Raw genomic sequence first — 15,219 nt, forward strand, 5'->3', positions numbered from 1 at the left:
AGAGAAGCGTGCTTGGGTCGCGCCGCTGCTGGCTGTCGTGCCCGGCGCTTTCGTTAGCGACCTTGTAGTTGGAATAGTAGTGTTATTGAAAACCGCATTATGGCTTGAAAATCAAGCTACCAAGGAAGCCAAAAGCGGACAATTGTAAATAAAACAAACCTGTTTTCTGTTTTTGGCAAGGTGGGGCGCCTCTATCTGATCGCGACGATACAAGACTGCTGCAGTGGAGATTGGCCGGCGCATGGCCAAGCGGTATATCAGCGTCTATACAGAAGATGACACCGCTTGGGTGATGTCATCGTCGGGTTTTCAACAAGTTAAATAAAAGGGCTTAAGCGATGGAGTTGATCCGCAGTACCCTCATTGCCGAGTTTTCCGATTTCAACGACATCAGTGAATTCATAGTCGTGATGATCCGCTTGTTCATGGCGGCGTTGCTGGGCGGGCTTTTAGGGCTTGAGCGTGAGCTGAGCGGTAAACCGGCGGGGATACGTACCCATATGCTGGTGTGCATGGGGGCGGCGCTGTTTGTGTTGATTCCCGAACAGACAGGAATTTCGGATGCCGAGATGAGCCGAGTCATTCAAGGGGTCATCAGCGGGATCGGCTTCTTGTGTGCGGGCAGCATCATCGTGCGCAAGAACGAGCTGTATGCAACAGGGCTTACCACGGCAGCGGGGCTTTGGTTTACCGCGGCCATTGGCGTTGCCGTAGGCCTTGGACGTGAGCAGACGGCGTTCGTGTGTGCGTTGCTTGCGTGGGTGGTGCTTTATGTAGTGCCTTTCTTTTCACGCGCGATCACCGGGAAAAAGCCGGTTCGGCCAGCATCGAATGGCGTGGATCCGGACAGGAAGGCCGATTGAAGTAAACCTGTGACGATACAAACGTCAGGGCGTTTTACATCAACCTGAACTTATGCCGACATTCCATGCACATCGACACTCCTGCACAAGTTGGATAGGGGTAGGCTTCTATTTTTGGATAAGTGATAATTAATCTTTATTTGGCTCAAGAGATGCATTATGGGTGTCAAGGCTAGGACATTGGTCATGGCTGCCGCTGGTGTCGCGGTGGTGGGGATAGGTGGGTATCTGGCCGCTCAGGCAGTGGTGGGTAACGAAGTCGAAAAGGCGCTGGTCGAGAGCTTCGAACGCCTGGATCGTTCCCCCTCCTTGAGCGTTTCGGATGTCCATATCGATAAAACCCTGTTCAGTACGACCGCGACCGCCACGCTCGCCATGGCGGGGTACGAACAGACCACCGCCGAGCTCGACATGCACATCGATCACGGAATATTAAAAAGCCCGGTAACCGGCACGATTCATCCCAATGAAGCTTTCATTACCGGCGATATCGATATCGACATGATCGCCTCGATGAGTGGTGTGGAAGGGCAGTTGACTGCGGATACGCTCAAGCCAGCGGAAGCGGCGGTCGATGGGGCGATGACGGGCTTGGTGATCGATGTCTCCTATACCGATGAAAACCGTTGGCGCGTCGACACCCAGGCTGACGAAATCGCGTTCACGCGCTGGGTCGATATACCGCCGTTTCGAGTGATTTCTCCCCACTGGGCGATGAGTACCCAGGACGAGGAGAGTGAAAGCGTTGTCCAGCGTATGGACATACCCCGCCTTGAAATCACCACCCAGGGGCTTGACGTATACCTGGAGGCCATCGAGTTCGAAGCCGTCATGGAGCCTTCCGCCAAGGCTGACGTTACCCAGCGCCCGGTGCAGAACCAGAACGGCTCTTTCCGCGTGGCGGATATCGGCATCGACGATACGTCCATTGGAAGTCTCTCGATGACGATCCTTGCCAACAACTGGGACGGGCAGGCATTCCAGGATTACCACGAAGATTATGCCAATCTCGTGTTCATGAAGAACCGCTTCGAGGAGGAGCCCGAAAGTGTCGATGAAGCCCTCTATCGCCAGACGATCGATCGGGTCATCGAGAACGGTTATCTCTTCCTGTCGGCAAGCCCTGAGGTCGCCATCGCGCCTCTCGACGCTCATATTGCCATGCCGACACTTGGCCTGGATTTCAAACCCCACCTGAGCGCACAGATGCGCTTTGATGGAGAGGCGCTTTCCCGGGAAGCGCTCGACAGCCTTGCCTACACGAGCGATCTGGTATTGATCGACCCGCCCGCAGCGCAGGGCGGCATGAACGAGGAGCAGGCGAACGCGTATCTACTGAACCGGATCTACTTCGATGTTCGCCTGACCACTCCGCCGCGGGAGGTGCTGATGCAGCTGCCGCTGCTGGTTGGTTTGATGATCGACCCGGCGCTCGAGGAGCAGACACTCACATGGGATCGAGGGCAGTTGACCCTCAATGGCGAAACCGTGATGTAAGTGTTGAGCCCTATTGAATCGAAACTGTCGAGGGACCGAACATGTTGGCTATCAAACTTCTAAAGGGCGTGTTCTTGCTGTTGGGCGCCGTTTTTCTGGTACTGGCGTGCTTTCTTTACCAGCAATCGCGCGCGTTCTACGATCAGGCCGTTTCCGCCGAGGGGACGGTAATCGAGCTCGTCGAGCGGCGCTCCGAGGACTCGATCACCTATCGCCCGGTGGTCGAGTTCGTCACCGGGGACGGTACGCAAGTGGAGTTCACCTCCCGGGTAGGAAGCAACCCGCCAGGCTACGCGATTGGAGAGCGTGTCGAGGTGCTGTTCGACCCCGACAACCCGAACAACGCACGCCTTGACGGTTTTTTTGAATCGATGGGCGCCTGGCTGATCTTCGGCGCAATCGGCGCCTTGTTCTTTCTGAGCGGCGTCGGGTCGCTGCTGTATTCGCGCTTTACCGCGTCTCGAAACGCCAGGCTGCTCGAGCAGGGGCTGCGTCTCGAGACCACTTACCAGGGGGTTGAACTCAATACCAGGATATCCGTCAACGGCCGCCACCCGTACCGCATCACCTCCCAGTGGCTGAACCCGGAAAGCCTCGAGGTGCACGTGTTCAAGAGCGCCAATCTCTGGTTCGACCCTTCGCCCTATATCGATACCGACACTGTCGCGGTCTTCATCGAACCGGGCAATCCTAAAAAATATCATATGGACGTGAGTTTCTTACCTAAACTTGCCAAGTAGCGACAAGGCCACGCGCAAGGGCGCATAGCCTTGTCGCTTGCGTCACGTGCGCATCTTTCATCAATCAAGATGTTCATCAATCCTGACGTTCATCAATCAAGACAAGGATCCGTTATGGTAACTACCCTGATCATCGTGGCCATCATCGCCCTCATCGTTTTCTACATCATTGGTGTCTACAACCGCCTTGTGTCGCTGCGCAACCGCTTTCAAAACGCCTTTGCCCAGATCGAAGTCCAGCTCAAGCGGCGCCATGACCTGATCCCCAATCTGGTCGAAACTGCCAAAGGCTATCTGTCGCACGAGCGTGAAACGTTGGAGGCGGTCATTCAGGCGCGCAACTCGGCGGCGTCAGGGCTCAAGGCCGCGGCGGCCAATCCGGGAAGCCAGAAGGCGATGGCCGAACTCGGTGGTGCCGAGGGCGCGCTTACCCAGGCAATGGGGCGGCTCAACGTGGTAATGGAAGCCTATCCGGACCTGAAGGCATCACAAAACATGCAGCAGCTCTCGGAAGAACTGACCAGCACCGAGAACAAGGTGGCCTTCGCCCGCCAGTCCTTCAACGATGCCGTGATGCAATACAACTCCTACCGTCAGAGCTTTCCTCCCGTGGCAGTCGCGCCGCTGGTGGGCCACGGCGAGAACGCGTCGTTTCTGGAGTTCGAGGACAGCGCGCAGATTCAATCCGCGCCCAGGGTATCGTTCTAAGGCGTTCTACAAGGAAAGTAGCGCATGGATTTCTTTACCGCACAGGATAATGCCCGGCGCAAGACCGGGCGGCTGGTCGTGCTGCTGGTCGCGGCGGTGATAGCACTGATCGCGATGACCACACTGGCGATCACCATCGTCGTCTATTTCATGAGTAACCATCAAGGCGAGGTGACGGCAGATAGCCTGCTGGCCGGGCTGTCACCGGAATTGGTGGGCGCTGTAGCCGTTGGCGTGGTGGCGCTGGTGGTGACCGGCGGGCTTTACAAGCGCTACCAGCTGCGTCGCGGTGGTGGACGCGTAGTGGCCGAGGCTCTGGGCGGACGGGAAATTCCTCCCAACACCGACAACCCCAGCGAGCGGCGTATTCTCAACGTGGTGGAGGAGATGGCGATTGCCTCGGGCATGCCGGTACCGCCGGTGTATCTGCTTGACGAGACAGGCATCAACGCCTTTGCCGCCGGTTTCGATACCCGCGATGCGGTGATCGGCATTACCCAAGGCGCGATCGATCATTTGAGCCGCGACGAGCTTCAGGGCGTGGTAGCCCACGAGTTCAGTCATATCCTGCATGGCGACATGCGCTTGAACATGCGTCTGATCAGCGTGCTTCACGGAATACTGCTGATCGGTCTTCTAGGCTATATCCTTCTGCGCAGCACGGCCCATCGCGGGCGTTCTGTGCGCAGCAACAATCAAAATGGCAAGGGCGCTGTCGTGGTGCTTGCGCTGGGCGCGGCTCTGGCGGTCATCGGCTATTCAGGGACGTTCTTTGGCAACTGGATCAAGGCAGCGGTAAGTCGCCAGCGCGAATACCTGGCAGACGCCTCTGCCGTGCAGTACACCCGCAACCCCGCCGGCATCGGGCATGCCCTGATCAAGATCGGCTCCCACGCGCAGGGCGCCCGGCTTGAGGCCTCCCAGGCCAGCGAGTACAGCCACCTGTACTTCGGCCAAGGGATGAAGCTTGGTTTCAACCGCCTGCTGGCCACTCATCCGCCGCTGAACAAGCGAATCAGGCGCGTTATGCCGAACTGGAATGGCCAGTTCGATGCGGCATTCAGCGCGCCTGCCGCCGACGATATGGCCAGTAACGCAGCGCCATCGGCGAAAGGCGTTGCCGGCCCGGGCGTTGCTCAAGCCAGTGCAGTGATGAGCGGCGCTTCGGCCAAGGCGGCGATTGCTTCCATGGGCCAGCCTGGCCCCAGGCATCTGGTGGAAGCTCGTTCCACTCTCGCCAAGCTGCCCAGTCGGCTCAGGCAGGCCGCCCAGGATCCTTACGCGGTGCGCGCGCTGATGTATGGACTGCTGCTGAGTTCGGACACACACGTGCGCAAACGTCAGCTCGAATCGCTCCAGCAGGCTGCCTTGCCTGATGTATATCGGGCGGTCATGAGCCTTGCCGGGGAAGTACTGATGCTCAAGGCGTCGCTTCGCCTGCCTTTGGTTGAACTGGCGCTACCGGCGCTCAAGAATCTCTCCACGGACCAGGCGCTGCACTTTCGCCAGTGCATGAAAAGGCTGATCGAAGCCGACGGCCAGGTCAGCCTGTTCGAGTGGACGCTGTATCACTGGCTCGTTCATCACATGGGGCTGGCGTCAAACGACCGCGGCCAGGGCGTACGCAAGCTGAAAGACTCTCAATCCGAGTGTCAGGTGCTGCTCAACGTACTGGCAAGTGCCGGCCAGGATGACCTGGCCGAGATCAGCGCGGCGCTCAATGCCGCCGAACAGGAGTTGCCTTTTGCGTTGAGCGCCGAGAACAGCAGCAGCGATATACGCGCACTGGGCCAGGCAGTAAGCCGACTACGTCACTTGCCGCCCCGGCAGAAGCCTGCACTCTTGCAGGCCATGGCGCGCTGCATCGAACACAGCGGGCAGATAAAACCAGCAGAAGCGGAGCTGTTCCGTGCCACCGCCGATATGCTGGACTGCCCGGTGCCGCCGTTATTGATAGAGTGATGGGCTCAATACGGAGGTGCGGATATCGCTGCATGGGATTTCCGCGCCTTTTATTCGACTACCAACCTTCTGATACTGCTCAATTTATACCGTTATCTTGATGGGAGTTTTCAAAAAAAATCGACGTGCTTGCTTTTAACTGCTTCCAAGCCACGTTATTCAAATAAAAAAAGAGGGCACCAAGGGTGGCGGAAGAGCGTGGGAGTCGAACCCACCAAAGACTGCTGGCAGCCTTTGCCAGATTTGAAGTCTGGCCGCCCCACCGGGGGTCGATCCTCTTCCGTGAGCGTATCGTGCGTATTACCTAGTTCCAGAGGGTAGTGCGGCGAATGCAGCGTTCATCCTGTACCCGGCGCGTGAAACCTATCCTATCAAAGAATTCGAGGATGTGAATGGCCAGTTTGCGCCCCGTACCGATACGGTTGCGAAATGCGGCAACGCGGATGGTGCCGTGCTGCTCCATGACGTCGCGGGCGATGGCTGCCAACTCATGTGTTGCAGCGGCGAGGTAGAAGTGATCCTTGCGTACCTGATAGAGCCTGCCGAGGCGAGCACAGGCGGTGAGTACCTGGCGTATATGCTGTTCGTCGAGCCCGCTGATGGCGGCCAGGTCGCGAACCCGCGGTGGCTGGAAGGGCGATTCAGACAGCAGAGGCTCGAGCCGTTGCCAGATCGTCTCGTCTTGATCCTTGAGTGCAGCGCGATGACCGGGTAGAGAAATGAAGGGGCCACTGCTGTCGAGTTGGCCTGATGTGATCAGTTGCTTGAGCAGGCCGCGGAAGAGCGGGGCGGGCAACCGGGGAGCGGCCTGGCGATTCAGGCGCTCGCGCTCGGTACCCAGCATGGCGGGCTCGGCCTGATGGTTGTCCGCGACCACCTGGGTAATCCGCTCCTTTAATGACTCGATGGCCTCGCGGGAAAAAGCGCTTACTTCACCTTCGGCAGCGAGAATCTGACCTCCGGCTAATTCGACCAGCGACGCCAGCTCGTGAACGCTGATATTGAGGGTTCGCGCCATACTGTTGAGGCTCTGGCCTTCGGGATGCAGAACGAGTGCGGCACGCAGTGGTTCATGGAGGTCGTAGGGAGGGGCGGCGCTTGCGCATTCTGCAAGCGTTGCCAGCCAGGCCAGACGAGCGGGCGTGCGCTGGCCGCGGCGCGGCGGATCGCCGTCCAGAGCGATTCCTCCGCCGAGGGTCATGTGCCCGCCATGATCACGGATGACGAAGCGATCTCCCAGGCAGGCGTGTACCGGGTCGTCACAGACCAGTTGCCCCAGCATCTGCTTGCCGGGTTCGAGTCGTTGCCCTTCGAGCAGCGAAACCCGCCCCATGAGGTGGGCGGCCCCCAGGTGAATATGCACTGGCGTCCAGTGCTTGAGCGGTGGCGCCGAGTCGAGCAATCTCAGCTGCACGTCGAGCCGTTTGAGGGGAGGCGTTGGTAGCGTATCGGCGACGATCCAGTCGCCTCGGTTGATGCGATTTCGCTCTATCCCGGCACCTGCCAGGTTGAGCGCTACCCGGTCACCCTGGCGAGCCTGCTCGCTTTCCTGGTTCTGACGGCGCAGCTGGCGGACTCGGGCCTTGTTGCCGTCGGGTACCAGGCGCACCGTGTCACCCTTGGCGATACAGCCGCTGAGGGCGGTACCGGTCACTATCAAGCCAGCGCCCGGCATGGCGAAAACGCGGTCCACACCCAGACGAAAATTCCCATGGGGAGAAGGCGCCTGCTGTCGGGCTGCTTGAGACCATAGCGCGTCGCGCAGCGCCGCCACGCCTTCACCACTGTGGCTCGAGACATCATGCAGTGGCGCCCCGGCGAGCCGGGTGCCTGCCAGCAGTCGGGTGATGTCTTCTTTGACTTGCTGCCGCCGCGTCTCGTCGACGCGATCGATCTTGGTCAGCGCTACCACGCCGCGGTCGACGCCCAGCAAATCCAGTATCTGGACGTGCTCTATTGTCTGGGGCATGACGCCGTCGTCGGCGGCCACTACCAGCAAGACCGTGTCGATACCCGCGCTGCCTGCGAGCATGTTGTGCAGGAACCTCTGATGACCAGGTACATCGACGAAGCCGAGTTCCATGTTCTCCTCGACCTCGGGGTACGCGAAACCCGCTTCGATGGTCAGGCCGCGGGCCTTCTCCTCCTTGAGGCGGTCGGTATCGATGCCGGTCAGCCGCTGGATCAGGGCGGTCTTGCCATGATCGACATGGCCCGCGGTGCCGACGATCATGGCTGGCCATCCCGAGGCATGGCGAGGTCGCGCTGGTAACACTGCTTGAGCATCGGGAGCTGAGCAGCAAATGCCTCCTCGTCGCCAGGTCGGTGCAGGCAGCGCAGATCGAGATAGAGGGCCCCATCGTGGAGCCGGCCGATGACCGGACGGGGGAGCTGACGAAATGCTGTCTCGATGCGTTTCAGGCACCGCTCCCTGGCGTGGCGGTCACCGTGTAGCGGGCGCCAGACCAGCGCGTAGCTTGCCAAACGGTCGATGGGTAGCGAGCCGCTGCCAAGCTGACTTGCACAAGGGGCCAGGGTCACATCGAGGTCGTCGAGCAACGACTGGGCAAGGGAAAGCAGCCGCTCGCCGGTTGCCGCGATATCAACGTCGCTTCGCGTCAACATGGCCAGTGTGGGGACGTCCCGCTGTGGCGCGTCACTGTCACGATAGAGACGCAGAGTGGCTTCCAGCGCGGCCAGGGTCAGCTTGTCCAGACGCAAGGCACGCTTTAATGGATGGCGCTTGATGGTATCGATAAGGTCACGACGGCCAACGATGATGCCTGCTTGCGGGCCACCCAGCAGCTTGTCGCCGCTGAAGGTGACAACGTCGGCACCGGCAGCGATCGCTTCGCGAGGCTGCGACTCATGGGGCAGGCCAAGCGCTGCGAAGTCGGTCAGCGCGCCACTGCCCAGGTCGACCATGAAGGGCACGTCATGCGCGTGGGCAATGCGCGCCAGTTCGCGCTCGGACACGCTCTGGGTAAAACCGGTGATGGCATAGTTGGAGGTGTGTGCCTTGACGATCAACCCGGTGGCATCGCCCATGGCGGCCTGGAAATCCTTGGCATGGGTGCGGTTGGTAGCCCCTACCTCACGCAGCTGGCAGCCTGCCGCGGCCATGATGTCGGGCATGCGGAAGGCGCCGCCTATCTCGATCAGCTCGCCGCGTGAAATGATCGCCTCGCGGCCGCTGGCCAGGGCGCCCAGGGCCAGCAGCACCGCACCGGCGTTATTGTTGACCACCGTGGCTGCCTCGGCGCCGGTCAGCTCACAGAGTAGAGGCGCTACCAGGCGGTCACGGTCGCCACGGCCGCCGTTCTCCAGGTCATACTCGAGTGCCATGGGGTGGCGGGCAGCCTGAACCATGGCCTCGATGGCAGGTTCGGCAAGCGGCGAGCGCCCCAGGTTGGTATGGATCACCGTGCCGGTCAGATTGAAGACGCTGCGGCTATTGGGACGTGCCAGTCGTTCAAGATGCTCGAGCACCAGGCCAGTGAGGGTATCGAGCGCGCACGGCGCCGGATGCTCGCCGAGCTTGGAACTCTGTGCAAGGCGCGAGCGTTCGTTGTCAAGAACCAGGCGAATGGCCTGTCTTACCAGGCGCCCGCCATGGGCCTGCTGGGCTTGCTTGAGGGCGGGCTGTGCAAGCAACGTGTCTACGGCGGGCAGGTTTCGTCGAACGTCCATTGTCTTTTTCACATCGTTGTTTTTACATCCATGCCGGGCCAACCCCGATTTTGAAATCAAAGGTATAGCATGGCCGGGCGCGGGTCGTCCACGCCCCCTGGGGATGGCCTCATTCACCCACGATCAGCAGCGGGTTGAAGCCGCTGCGACGATACTGCCGCTCCTCGGCGAGGAGAAGGTCGAGTGCAAGGCTCGCCAGATCGTCGGCGAGTGGTTCTGCCTGCGCATCGAATTCACGCGGCATGATCTTGAGATAGGAGTGGCAGTCGCCACAGGTTTCGGCCTGAGTGGGCAGTAGATGCTCGCCTGTCTCGTGCTCGAGGCTCAGGTAGTCAAGCTTGCCGCTATGGTCGCAGACACTGCACTTGGAGCGCTCCAGATACCACTGGGTTGCGCACAATCCGCACTGCAGGTAACGCACACCACTACGTTGGGAATCGATCTGGATGACGCTCGCCACCGGCAACGAGCCGCAACAGGGGCAGATCGAGCGCGTTTCGGCAGTGGGGCGTCTGGGCGGCTGAGGCAGGGTGCTTGCCAGCCGCAGCCAGGCCACCTGCAACGCTGCCGCCACCAGCGGCATCAGCCCCCGGCGTTCCTCAGGGCCTGGGCGGGCCTCGAGAATATCCTGGGCGAGGCGGTTGATCTCCTCGCCGGGCAAGTCACGCAGAGCATCAAGTAACGGGCGTTGAGCCTCGCCAACATGCAAGTCGAGGCCATCGAGAAGGGCCATGAGTTCACCATGAACATCGACGTTGCGGCGAAGCGCCTGAGTGCCCAGCGGCGGCATGCCGTGCTCGAGTGCCAGGTCGAAGGCGCCTGGCTCGGGCTGCCACGCTGGCGTATGCTGCTCCAACGTTCGCTGCTGCGCCTGAGAGAGCTGTGCCATGAAGGCCAGGAAATCCCGCAGCGGTTCGATACGCTCGGAAAGATCATGCAGGCGCTGGGCGCGCTGGGCAAAGTGATCCTGCTCGGGCAGTACCACGGGAGGCGGGTCCATGATGCCCATGGGGGCGTTGCCATATGCATGATTCACTTGGACTTCTCTCCTTGCATGCTCGCGTGCTGTTGCTTGGTCATCTCGCGCTCCTTGCGCTCCTTCTCCATCTCCTCTTCGTACCACAGGTCATGGTGATGTTTCGCCCAGGACTTGCTGACCCGGCCACGCACCATGGCGGTGAACGAGCCCTTCACCCAGATTCCTGAGTAGATGTGAATGATCAGGGTAATGATCGCAAGAAAAGCCACATAAGCGTGTCCGAAAGCGGCCAGCCGACGAAGCGTAATGGGAATGGCATCGGCGAAGTAGGGCTGCCAGATGCACAGGCCAGTCACCAGCAACAACGGCACGCAGAGCACCATGACCCAGTAGACCAGTTTCTGCCCGGCATTGTTCTTGCCCACCGGCGGCAGGCGCTCGTCGTGGTTGGTCAACACGTCCTTGATCTGCTTGAGCCACTGAATGTCATGGCGCTTGATCAGGCTCACCTTGAAGAAGCGGACTGCCATGATCACGAAAAACAGTGCCATGAATAGCCCGATATACGGGTGCAGGATCCGCGTCATGGTCGGGCCGCCGAACAGGCCGGTCAACGACCAGAAGAAAGGGTGAAACAAGGGCAGCCCGCTGAGCACCAGCATCACGAAGCTGATCGCGATGAGCCAATGATTGATGCGCGAAAATGCGCCATAGCGCAGAATGCCCGGATCACGCTTGGAAGGGGGGTTGGGCGCTCTCATGGGCGTTTCTCCTCGGGCTCCTGGTCACGCTCTTCGCCCGCAAGCACCTCGTTCTCCTGCGTTTCTTCCTCTTCTTCCGGTGTCTCCTTGGGGCCAGCGGTGACGTAGTGAAAGAACCCGGCAAAGGCCGCAAGCCCGATGGCCACCGAAGCCAATGGCTTGGTGATGCCTTTCCAGCCATCGACCAGCGGGCTGATTCGCGGGTCCTTGGGCAAGCCGCTATAGATCTCGGGTTTGTCGGCATGCTGTAGCACGTAGATCACGTGGGTGCCGCCCACTCCTTGGGGGTCGTAGATACCCGCATTTTCATAGCCACGCCCCTTGAGAAAGTCAGTGCGCGTCTCGGCGAGATCGAGCATGTCCTCCTTGGTACCGAACATGATCGACCCGGTGGGGCAGGATTTCACGCAGGCCGGCTCCAGGCCATGCGAGACGCGATCGGAACACAGAGTGCACTTATACGCCTTGGAATCCTTTTTCGAAATTCGTGGCACATCGAAAGGACAGCCCGCGACACAGTAGCCGCAACCGATGCAGTGCTCGGAGTTGAAGTCCACGATGCCGTTGGCGTACTGGACGATCGCGCCGGGGGCCGGGCACGCCTCGAGGCAGCCCGGCTCGGCGCAGTGCATGCAGTTGTCCTTGCGGATCAGCCACTCCAGATTGCCTTGCTCGTTCTCGTGTTCGTTGAAGCGCATTACCTGCCAGGAGTCGGGCGTGAGGTCCGTGGGGTTGTCGTATTCGCCCACGCACTCACCCACTTCATCCCGCAGGTCGTTCCACTCGGAGCACGCCACCTGGCACGCCTTGCAGCCGATGCACCGGGATACGTCGATCAGCTTGGTGACAGCTTCAACGCCGCCGCTTCGCCTGTGGGGCGAAGGTACCGAGGTCGCCGAGCGGGCGATGATATTCTGCGAGTTGATTTGCTCTCCACGCATGCTCTGCTCCTTGCGTTATAGCTTGTCGACCCGTACCAGGAACGACTTGAACTCCGGCGTCTGGGTATTGGCGTCACCCACGGATGGCGTCAGCGTATTGGTCAGGTGAGCCCGCTTGGTTTGCCCCAGATAGCCCCAGTGGATCGGAATGCCTATCTGATGCACCGTTCGCCCCGCCACCGTAAGCGGGCGGATACGCTTGGTCACCACGGCCACCGCGTCGATGTGGCCGCGCTTGGAGCTGACGCGGACCCGGTCGCCCTTGGCAATGCCCAGTTCGTTGGCCAGGGTTTCGCCTATTTCCACGAACTTTTCCGGTTGGGCGATGGCATTCAAGCGGTTGTGCATCGTCCAGTAGTGGAAATGCTCGGTGAGGCGATAGGTGGTCGCCGCGTGGGGAAACTCCTCGAAGCTGCCGAAATTGGCCCGATCCTGATCGAACACCCGCGCCCCTGGATTGTTCTTGGCCAGCGGATTGTTGGGGTGCATCGGGTTACTCGCGATCGGCGTTTCAAACGGCTCGTAGTGTTCCGGAAAAGGTCCTTCGACCATACGTTCACGGGCAAAGAACTGCCCTCGACCCGTCTGGTTCATGATGAAAGGCCCCTGGCCAGACGACGGTGCGGATTCCACCGGGAAGTCGGGAACGTCGTTGCCTACCCAGCGGTTGCCGTTCCACCATACGACCGCCTTGCGCTCGGCCCAGGGCGTACCGTCGGGGCGTGCGCTTGCCCGGTTGTAGAGGATGCGGCGGTTGGCCGGCCACGCCCAGGCCCAGCCCAGCGTCTGGCCGACGCCGTAGGGGTCCGAGTTGTCGCGGCGGATCATCTGGTTGCCTTCTTCGGTCCAGCAGCCGGCAAAGATCCAGCAGCCGCTTGCCGTGCTGCCATCGGCGCGCAGCATGCCGAAATCCTCGACCTGTTCGCCTGCCCGGCAGACAATATTGCGCTGCTCGTCAACGACGTCCTCGAGGGCCCACCCGTTGTACTCCCGAGCCAGTTCATTGGCGCTCGGCTCCGTTGGGTAGCGATAGGGCCAGCTCAGGTTGAGCAGGGCGTCAGAAAACGCGCCGCCTTCAGCGCGATACATCTGCTGCATGCGAATGAAGATGCCGGCCAGTATCGCAGTATCGGGAAGCGCCTCACCCGGTGGCGGTGCCGCCGCCCAGAACCACTGCAGCCAGCGTGAGCTGTTGACGATGGAGCCGTCTTCCTCGGCAAAGGCAGTGGTCGGCAGGCGGAACACCTCGGTGTCAATCTCGGCCGTGTCCACGTCGTTGAATTCGCCGTGGTTCTTCCAGAACTCGGCGGTTTCGGTCCTCAGCGGGTCAATGACCACCAGATACTTCAAGCGAGAGAGTGCCGTACTGATCTTGGCCTTGTGCGGGAAGGCAGCCAGCGGATTGAAGCCTTGGCAGATATAGCCGGTAATCTCGCCATGGCTCATCCGCTCGAAGGTGTGCAGCACGTCATACAGGGTCTCGTTCAGCTTGGGTAGCCACTCATAGCACCAGTTGTTCGCTTCGGTGGCCGCATCGCCGAACCAGGCCTTCATCAGGCTGACATGAAAACGCTCGTAATAGCGCCAGTAAGAGACTTCACCTGCCAGCAGATCCGGGCGCGAGCGATCGAGAATATAGGCGTCATACTCCTGCTCGTCGGCCTCGGGCAGCGACATGTACCCAGGCAGCAAGTCCGAAAGCAGCCCAAGATCGGTCAGCCCCTGGATGTTGGAATGCCCACGCAAGGCATTGACGCCGCCCCCACGCATGCCCATGTTGCCTAGCAATAGCTGAAGCATCGCCGCGGTGCGGATGATCTGTGAACCGATCGAGTGCTGCGTCCATCCCAGGGCGTAGAGAATCGTCATGGTCTTGTCGTCCACGACGGTGGCGGCAATCATGTCCCAGACGTGCTGGATCTTGTTCGGGGGCGTGCCGCACACCGAGGAGACGACATCCAGGGTATAGCGGCTGAAGTGCGCACGCATCAACTGGAACACGCAGCGAGGATGCGTGAGCGTATCGTCGCGCAGGGCGTGGCCGTCATCGTCGTACTCGTACTGCCAGGTTTCCTTGTCGTATTCGCCATTCTCGGCGTCGTAGCCGGTGAACAGGCCATCTTCGAAGCCGAACTCCTCACGCACGATGAGGCTCGCGTCGGTATAGGCGCGCACGTACTCATGATGGATCTGATCGGTTTCGATCAAATAGCTGATCAGTCCACTCAGAAAAGCGATGTCGGTGCCGGTACGGATTTCTGCATAGTAGTCCGCTACCGCGGCCGTGCGGTTGAAGCGTGGGTCGACCACGACCAGACGTGCATCGTTATGCTCCTTGGCTTCCATCACCCAGCGAAAACCTACCGGGTGCGCCTCGGCGGCATTGCCACCCATGACAAGAATGAGATCAGCGTTGCGGATGTCGACCCAGTGATTGGTCATGGCACCGCGACCGAATGTTGGGGCAAGACCTGCCACCGTCGGTCCGTGTCAGACGCGTGCCTGGTTGTCGAGCACCACCATGCCAAGGCTACGGGCTATCTTCTGTGTCAGGTAAGCCGTCTCGTTGGTCGAGGCGGATGCCGCCAGCATCCCGGTCGTGGTCCAGTGGTTGACCGTATTGCCGTCATCGTCCTGGTCGACGAAGTTGGCGTCGCGATCATCCTTCATGTGCCGGGCGATACGGGTCAGCGCGTCGTCCCAGCTGATACGCTTCCACTCATGGGTGCCGGGTTCGCGTACCTGAGGATACTTGAGGCGCGATTCACTCTGGATGTAATCAAGCAGGCCCGCCCCCTTGGGGCACAGCGAGCCGCGGCTGACCGGGTGGTCCGGGTCGCCCTCGACATGGTAGATGCTATCGATACTGTTGATCGCCCCATCGCCGCGGCTATAGAGCAGCACACCGCAACCCACTGAGCAATAGGTGCAGTTGCTGCGCGTTATCTTGGCACCGGTAAGCTTGAACTGGCGAACCGAGGCGAGGGCGGGCTCTGGAGCAAAGCCCATCATGGCCATGCTGGATGTCGCCATGCCGACGGCGCCGAGTTTGAAGAACTGTCTTCGCGTAACTTTCAG

General features: G+C 60.4%; 11 protein-coding genes and 1 tRNA gene. 5 read left to right on the forward strand and 7 right to left on the reverse strand.

Translation table 11 applies throughout. From position 1 onward, the window contains the following. Positions 1 to 338: 338 nt before the first annotated feature. The 5 genes from HW452_RS04595 to HW452_RS04615 all read left to right on the forward strand — a co-directional run bounded on the left by HW452_RS04595 (position 339) and on the right by HW452_RS04615 (position 5,770). A complete protein-coding gene (locus HW452_RS04595) occupies positions 339 to 863 on the forward strand; it encodes an MgtC/SapB family protein (RefSeq protein WP_224104919.1) in 525 nt (174 codons plus the stop codon). A gap of 186 nt (positions 864 to 1,049) precedes the next feature. Then, positions 1,050 to 2,360, forward strand: coding sequence for a DUF945 family protein (locus tag HW452_RS04600; RefSeq protein WP_224104920.1), 1,311 nt, complete (start codon positions 1,050 to 1,052; stop codon positions 2,358 to 2,360). 41 nt (positions 2,361 to 2,401) lie between these two features. Then, positions 2,402 to 3,100, forward strand: coding sequence for a DUF3592 domain-containing protein (locus HW452_RS04605; RefSeq protein ID WP_224104921.1), 699 nt, complete (start codon positions 2,402 to 2,404; stop codon positions 3,098 to 3,100). A gap of 114 nt (positions 3,101 to 3,214) precedes the next feature. After that, positions 3,215 to 3,808: a LemA family protein gene (locus tag HW452_RS04610; RefSeq protein ID WP_224104922.1), complete on the forward strand. Its 594-nt coding sequence runs from the start codon at positions 3,215 to 3,217 to the stop codon at positions 3,806 to 3,808. A 24-nt stretch (positions 3,809 to 3,832) separates the two neighbouring features. Next, the gene (locus tag HW452_RS04615) at positions 3,833 to 5,770 is read left to right on the forward strand and encodes a M48 family metallopeptidase (RefSeq protein WP_224104923.1); all 1,938 of its coding nucleotides are present in this window, start codon (positions 3,833 to 3,835) and stop codon (positions 5,768 to 5,770) included. Positions 5,771 to 5,956: 186 nt separating this feature from the next. On the opposite strand, the gene HW452_RS04620 is transcribed toward HW452_RS04615, so the two are convergent. From HW452_RS04620 to fdnG, 7 genes are all read right to left on the reverse strand, one after another. After that, positions 5,957 to 6,052: transfer RNA gene (locus tag HW452_RS04620), tRNA-Sec, on the reverse strand. 22 nt (positions 6,053 to 6,074) lie between these two features. Further along, positions 6,075 to 8,003, reverse strand: a complete 1,929-nt coding sequence (selB, locus tag HW452_RS04625) for a selenocysteine-specific translation elongation factor (protein ID WP_224104924.1) — start codon at positions 8,001 to 8,003, stop codon at positions 6,075 to 6,077. Next, on the reverse strand, positions 8,000 to 9,460 hold the full coding sequence (selA, locus tag HW452_RS04630; RefSeq protein WP_224104925.1) for an L-seryl-tRNA(Sec) selenium transferase: 1,461 nt from the start codon (positions 9,458 to 9,460) through the stop codon (positions 8,000 to 8,002). The genes selB and selA overlap by 4 nt, the downstream gene beginning before the upstream one ends. Before the next feature lie 109 nt (positions 9,461 to 9,569). Then, positions 9,570 to 10,496 (reverse strand): formate dehydrogenase accessory protein FdhE, encoded by a 927-nt coding sequence (fdhE, locus tag HW452_RS04635; protein WP_224104926.1) that lies wholly within the window; start codon positions 10,494 to 10,496, stop codon positions 9,570 to 9,572. After that, a complete protein-coding gene (locus HW452_RS04640) occupies positions 10,493 to 11,200 on the reverse strand; it encodes a formate dehydrogenase subunit gamma (protein WP_224104927.1) in 708 nt (235 codons plus the stop codon). Before HW452_RS04640 ends, fdhE begins: the two co-directional genes overlap by 4 nt. Continuing rightward, complete coding sequence (gene fdxH, locus HW452_RS04645) at positions 11,197 to 12,141, reverse strand: formate dehydrogenase subunit beta (RefSeq protein ID WP_224104928.1); 945 nt, start codon at positions 12,139 to 12,141, stop codon at positions 11,197 to 11,199. Before fdxH ends, HW452_RS04640 begins: the two co-directional genes overlap by 4 nt. A 15-nt stretch (positions 12,142 to 12,156) precedes the next feature. Continuing rightward, complete coding sequence (gene fdnG / locus HW452_RS04650) at positions 12,157 to 15,219, reverse strand: formate dehydrogenase-N subunit alpha (RefSeq protein WP_263433563.1); 3,063 nt, start codon at positions 15,217 to 15,219, stop codon at positions 12,157 to 12,159.

The sequence above is a fragment of the Vreelandella aquamarina genome (assembly GCF_020075495.1).
Taxonomy (GTDB): domain Bacteria; phylum Pseudomonadota; class Gammaproteobacteria; order Pseudomonadales; family Halomonadaceae; genus Vreelandella; species Vreelandella aquamarina_A.

What these genes read in the sequence shown, in the direction of transcription:
- HW452_RS04595 (WP_224104919.1), top strand. Translation starts at nt 339, where the DNA reads ATGGAGTTGATCCGCAGTACCCTCATTGCCGAGTTTTCCGATTTCAAC.
- HW452_RS04600 (WP_224104920.1), top strand. Translation starts at nt 1,050, where the DNA reads ATGGCTGCCGCTGGTGTCGCGGTGGTGGGGATAGGTGGGTATCTGGCC.
- HW452_RS04605 (WP_224104921.1), top strand. Translation starts at nt 2,402, where the DNA reads ATGTTGGCTATCAAACTTCTAAAGGGCGTGTTCTTGCTGTTGGGCGCC.
- HW452_RS04610 (WP_224104922.1), top strand. Translation starts at nt 3,215, where the DNA reads ATGGTAACTACCCTGATCATCGTGGCCATCATCGCCCTCATCGTTTTC.
- HW452_RS04615 (WP_224104923.1), top strand. Translation starts at nt 3,833, where the DNA reads ATGGATTTCTTTACCGCACAGGATAATGCCCGGCGCAAGACCGGGCGG.
- selB (WP_224104924.1), bottom strand. Translation starts at nt 8,003, where the DNA reads ATGATCGTCGGCACCGCGGGCCATGTCGATCATGGCAAGACCGCCCTG.
- selA (WP_224104925.1), bottom strand. Translation starts at nt 9,460, where the DNA reads ATGGACGTTCGACGAAACCTGCCCGCCGTAGACACGTTGCTTGCACAG.
- HW452_RS04640 (WP_224104927.1), bottom strand. Translation starts at nt 11,200, where the DNA reads ATGAGAGCGCCCAACCCCCCTTCCAAGCGTGATCCGGGCATTCTGCGC.
- fdxH (WP_224104928.1), bottom strand. Translation starts at nt 12,141, where the DNA reads ATGCGTGGAGAGCAAATCAACTCGCAGAATATCATCGCCCGCTCGGCG.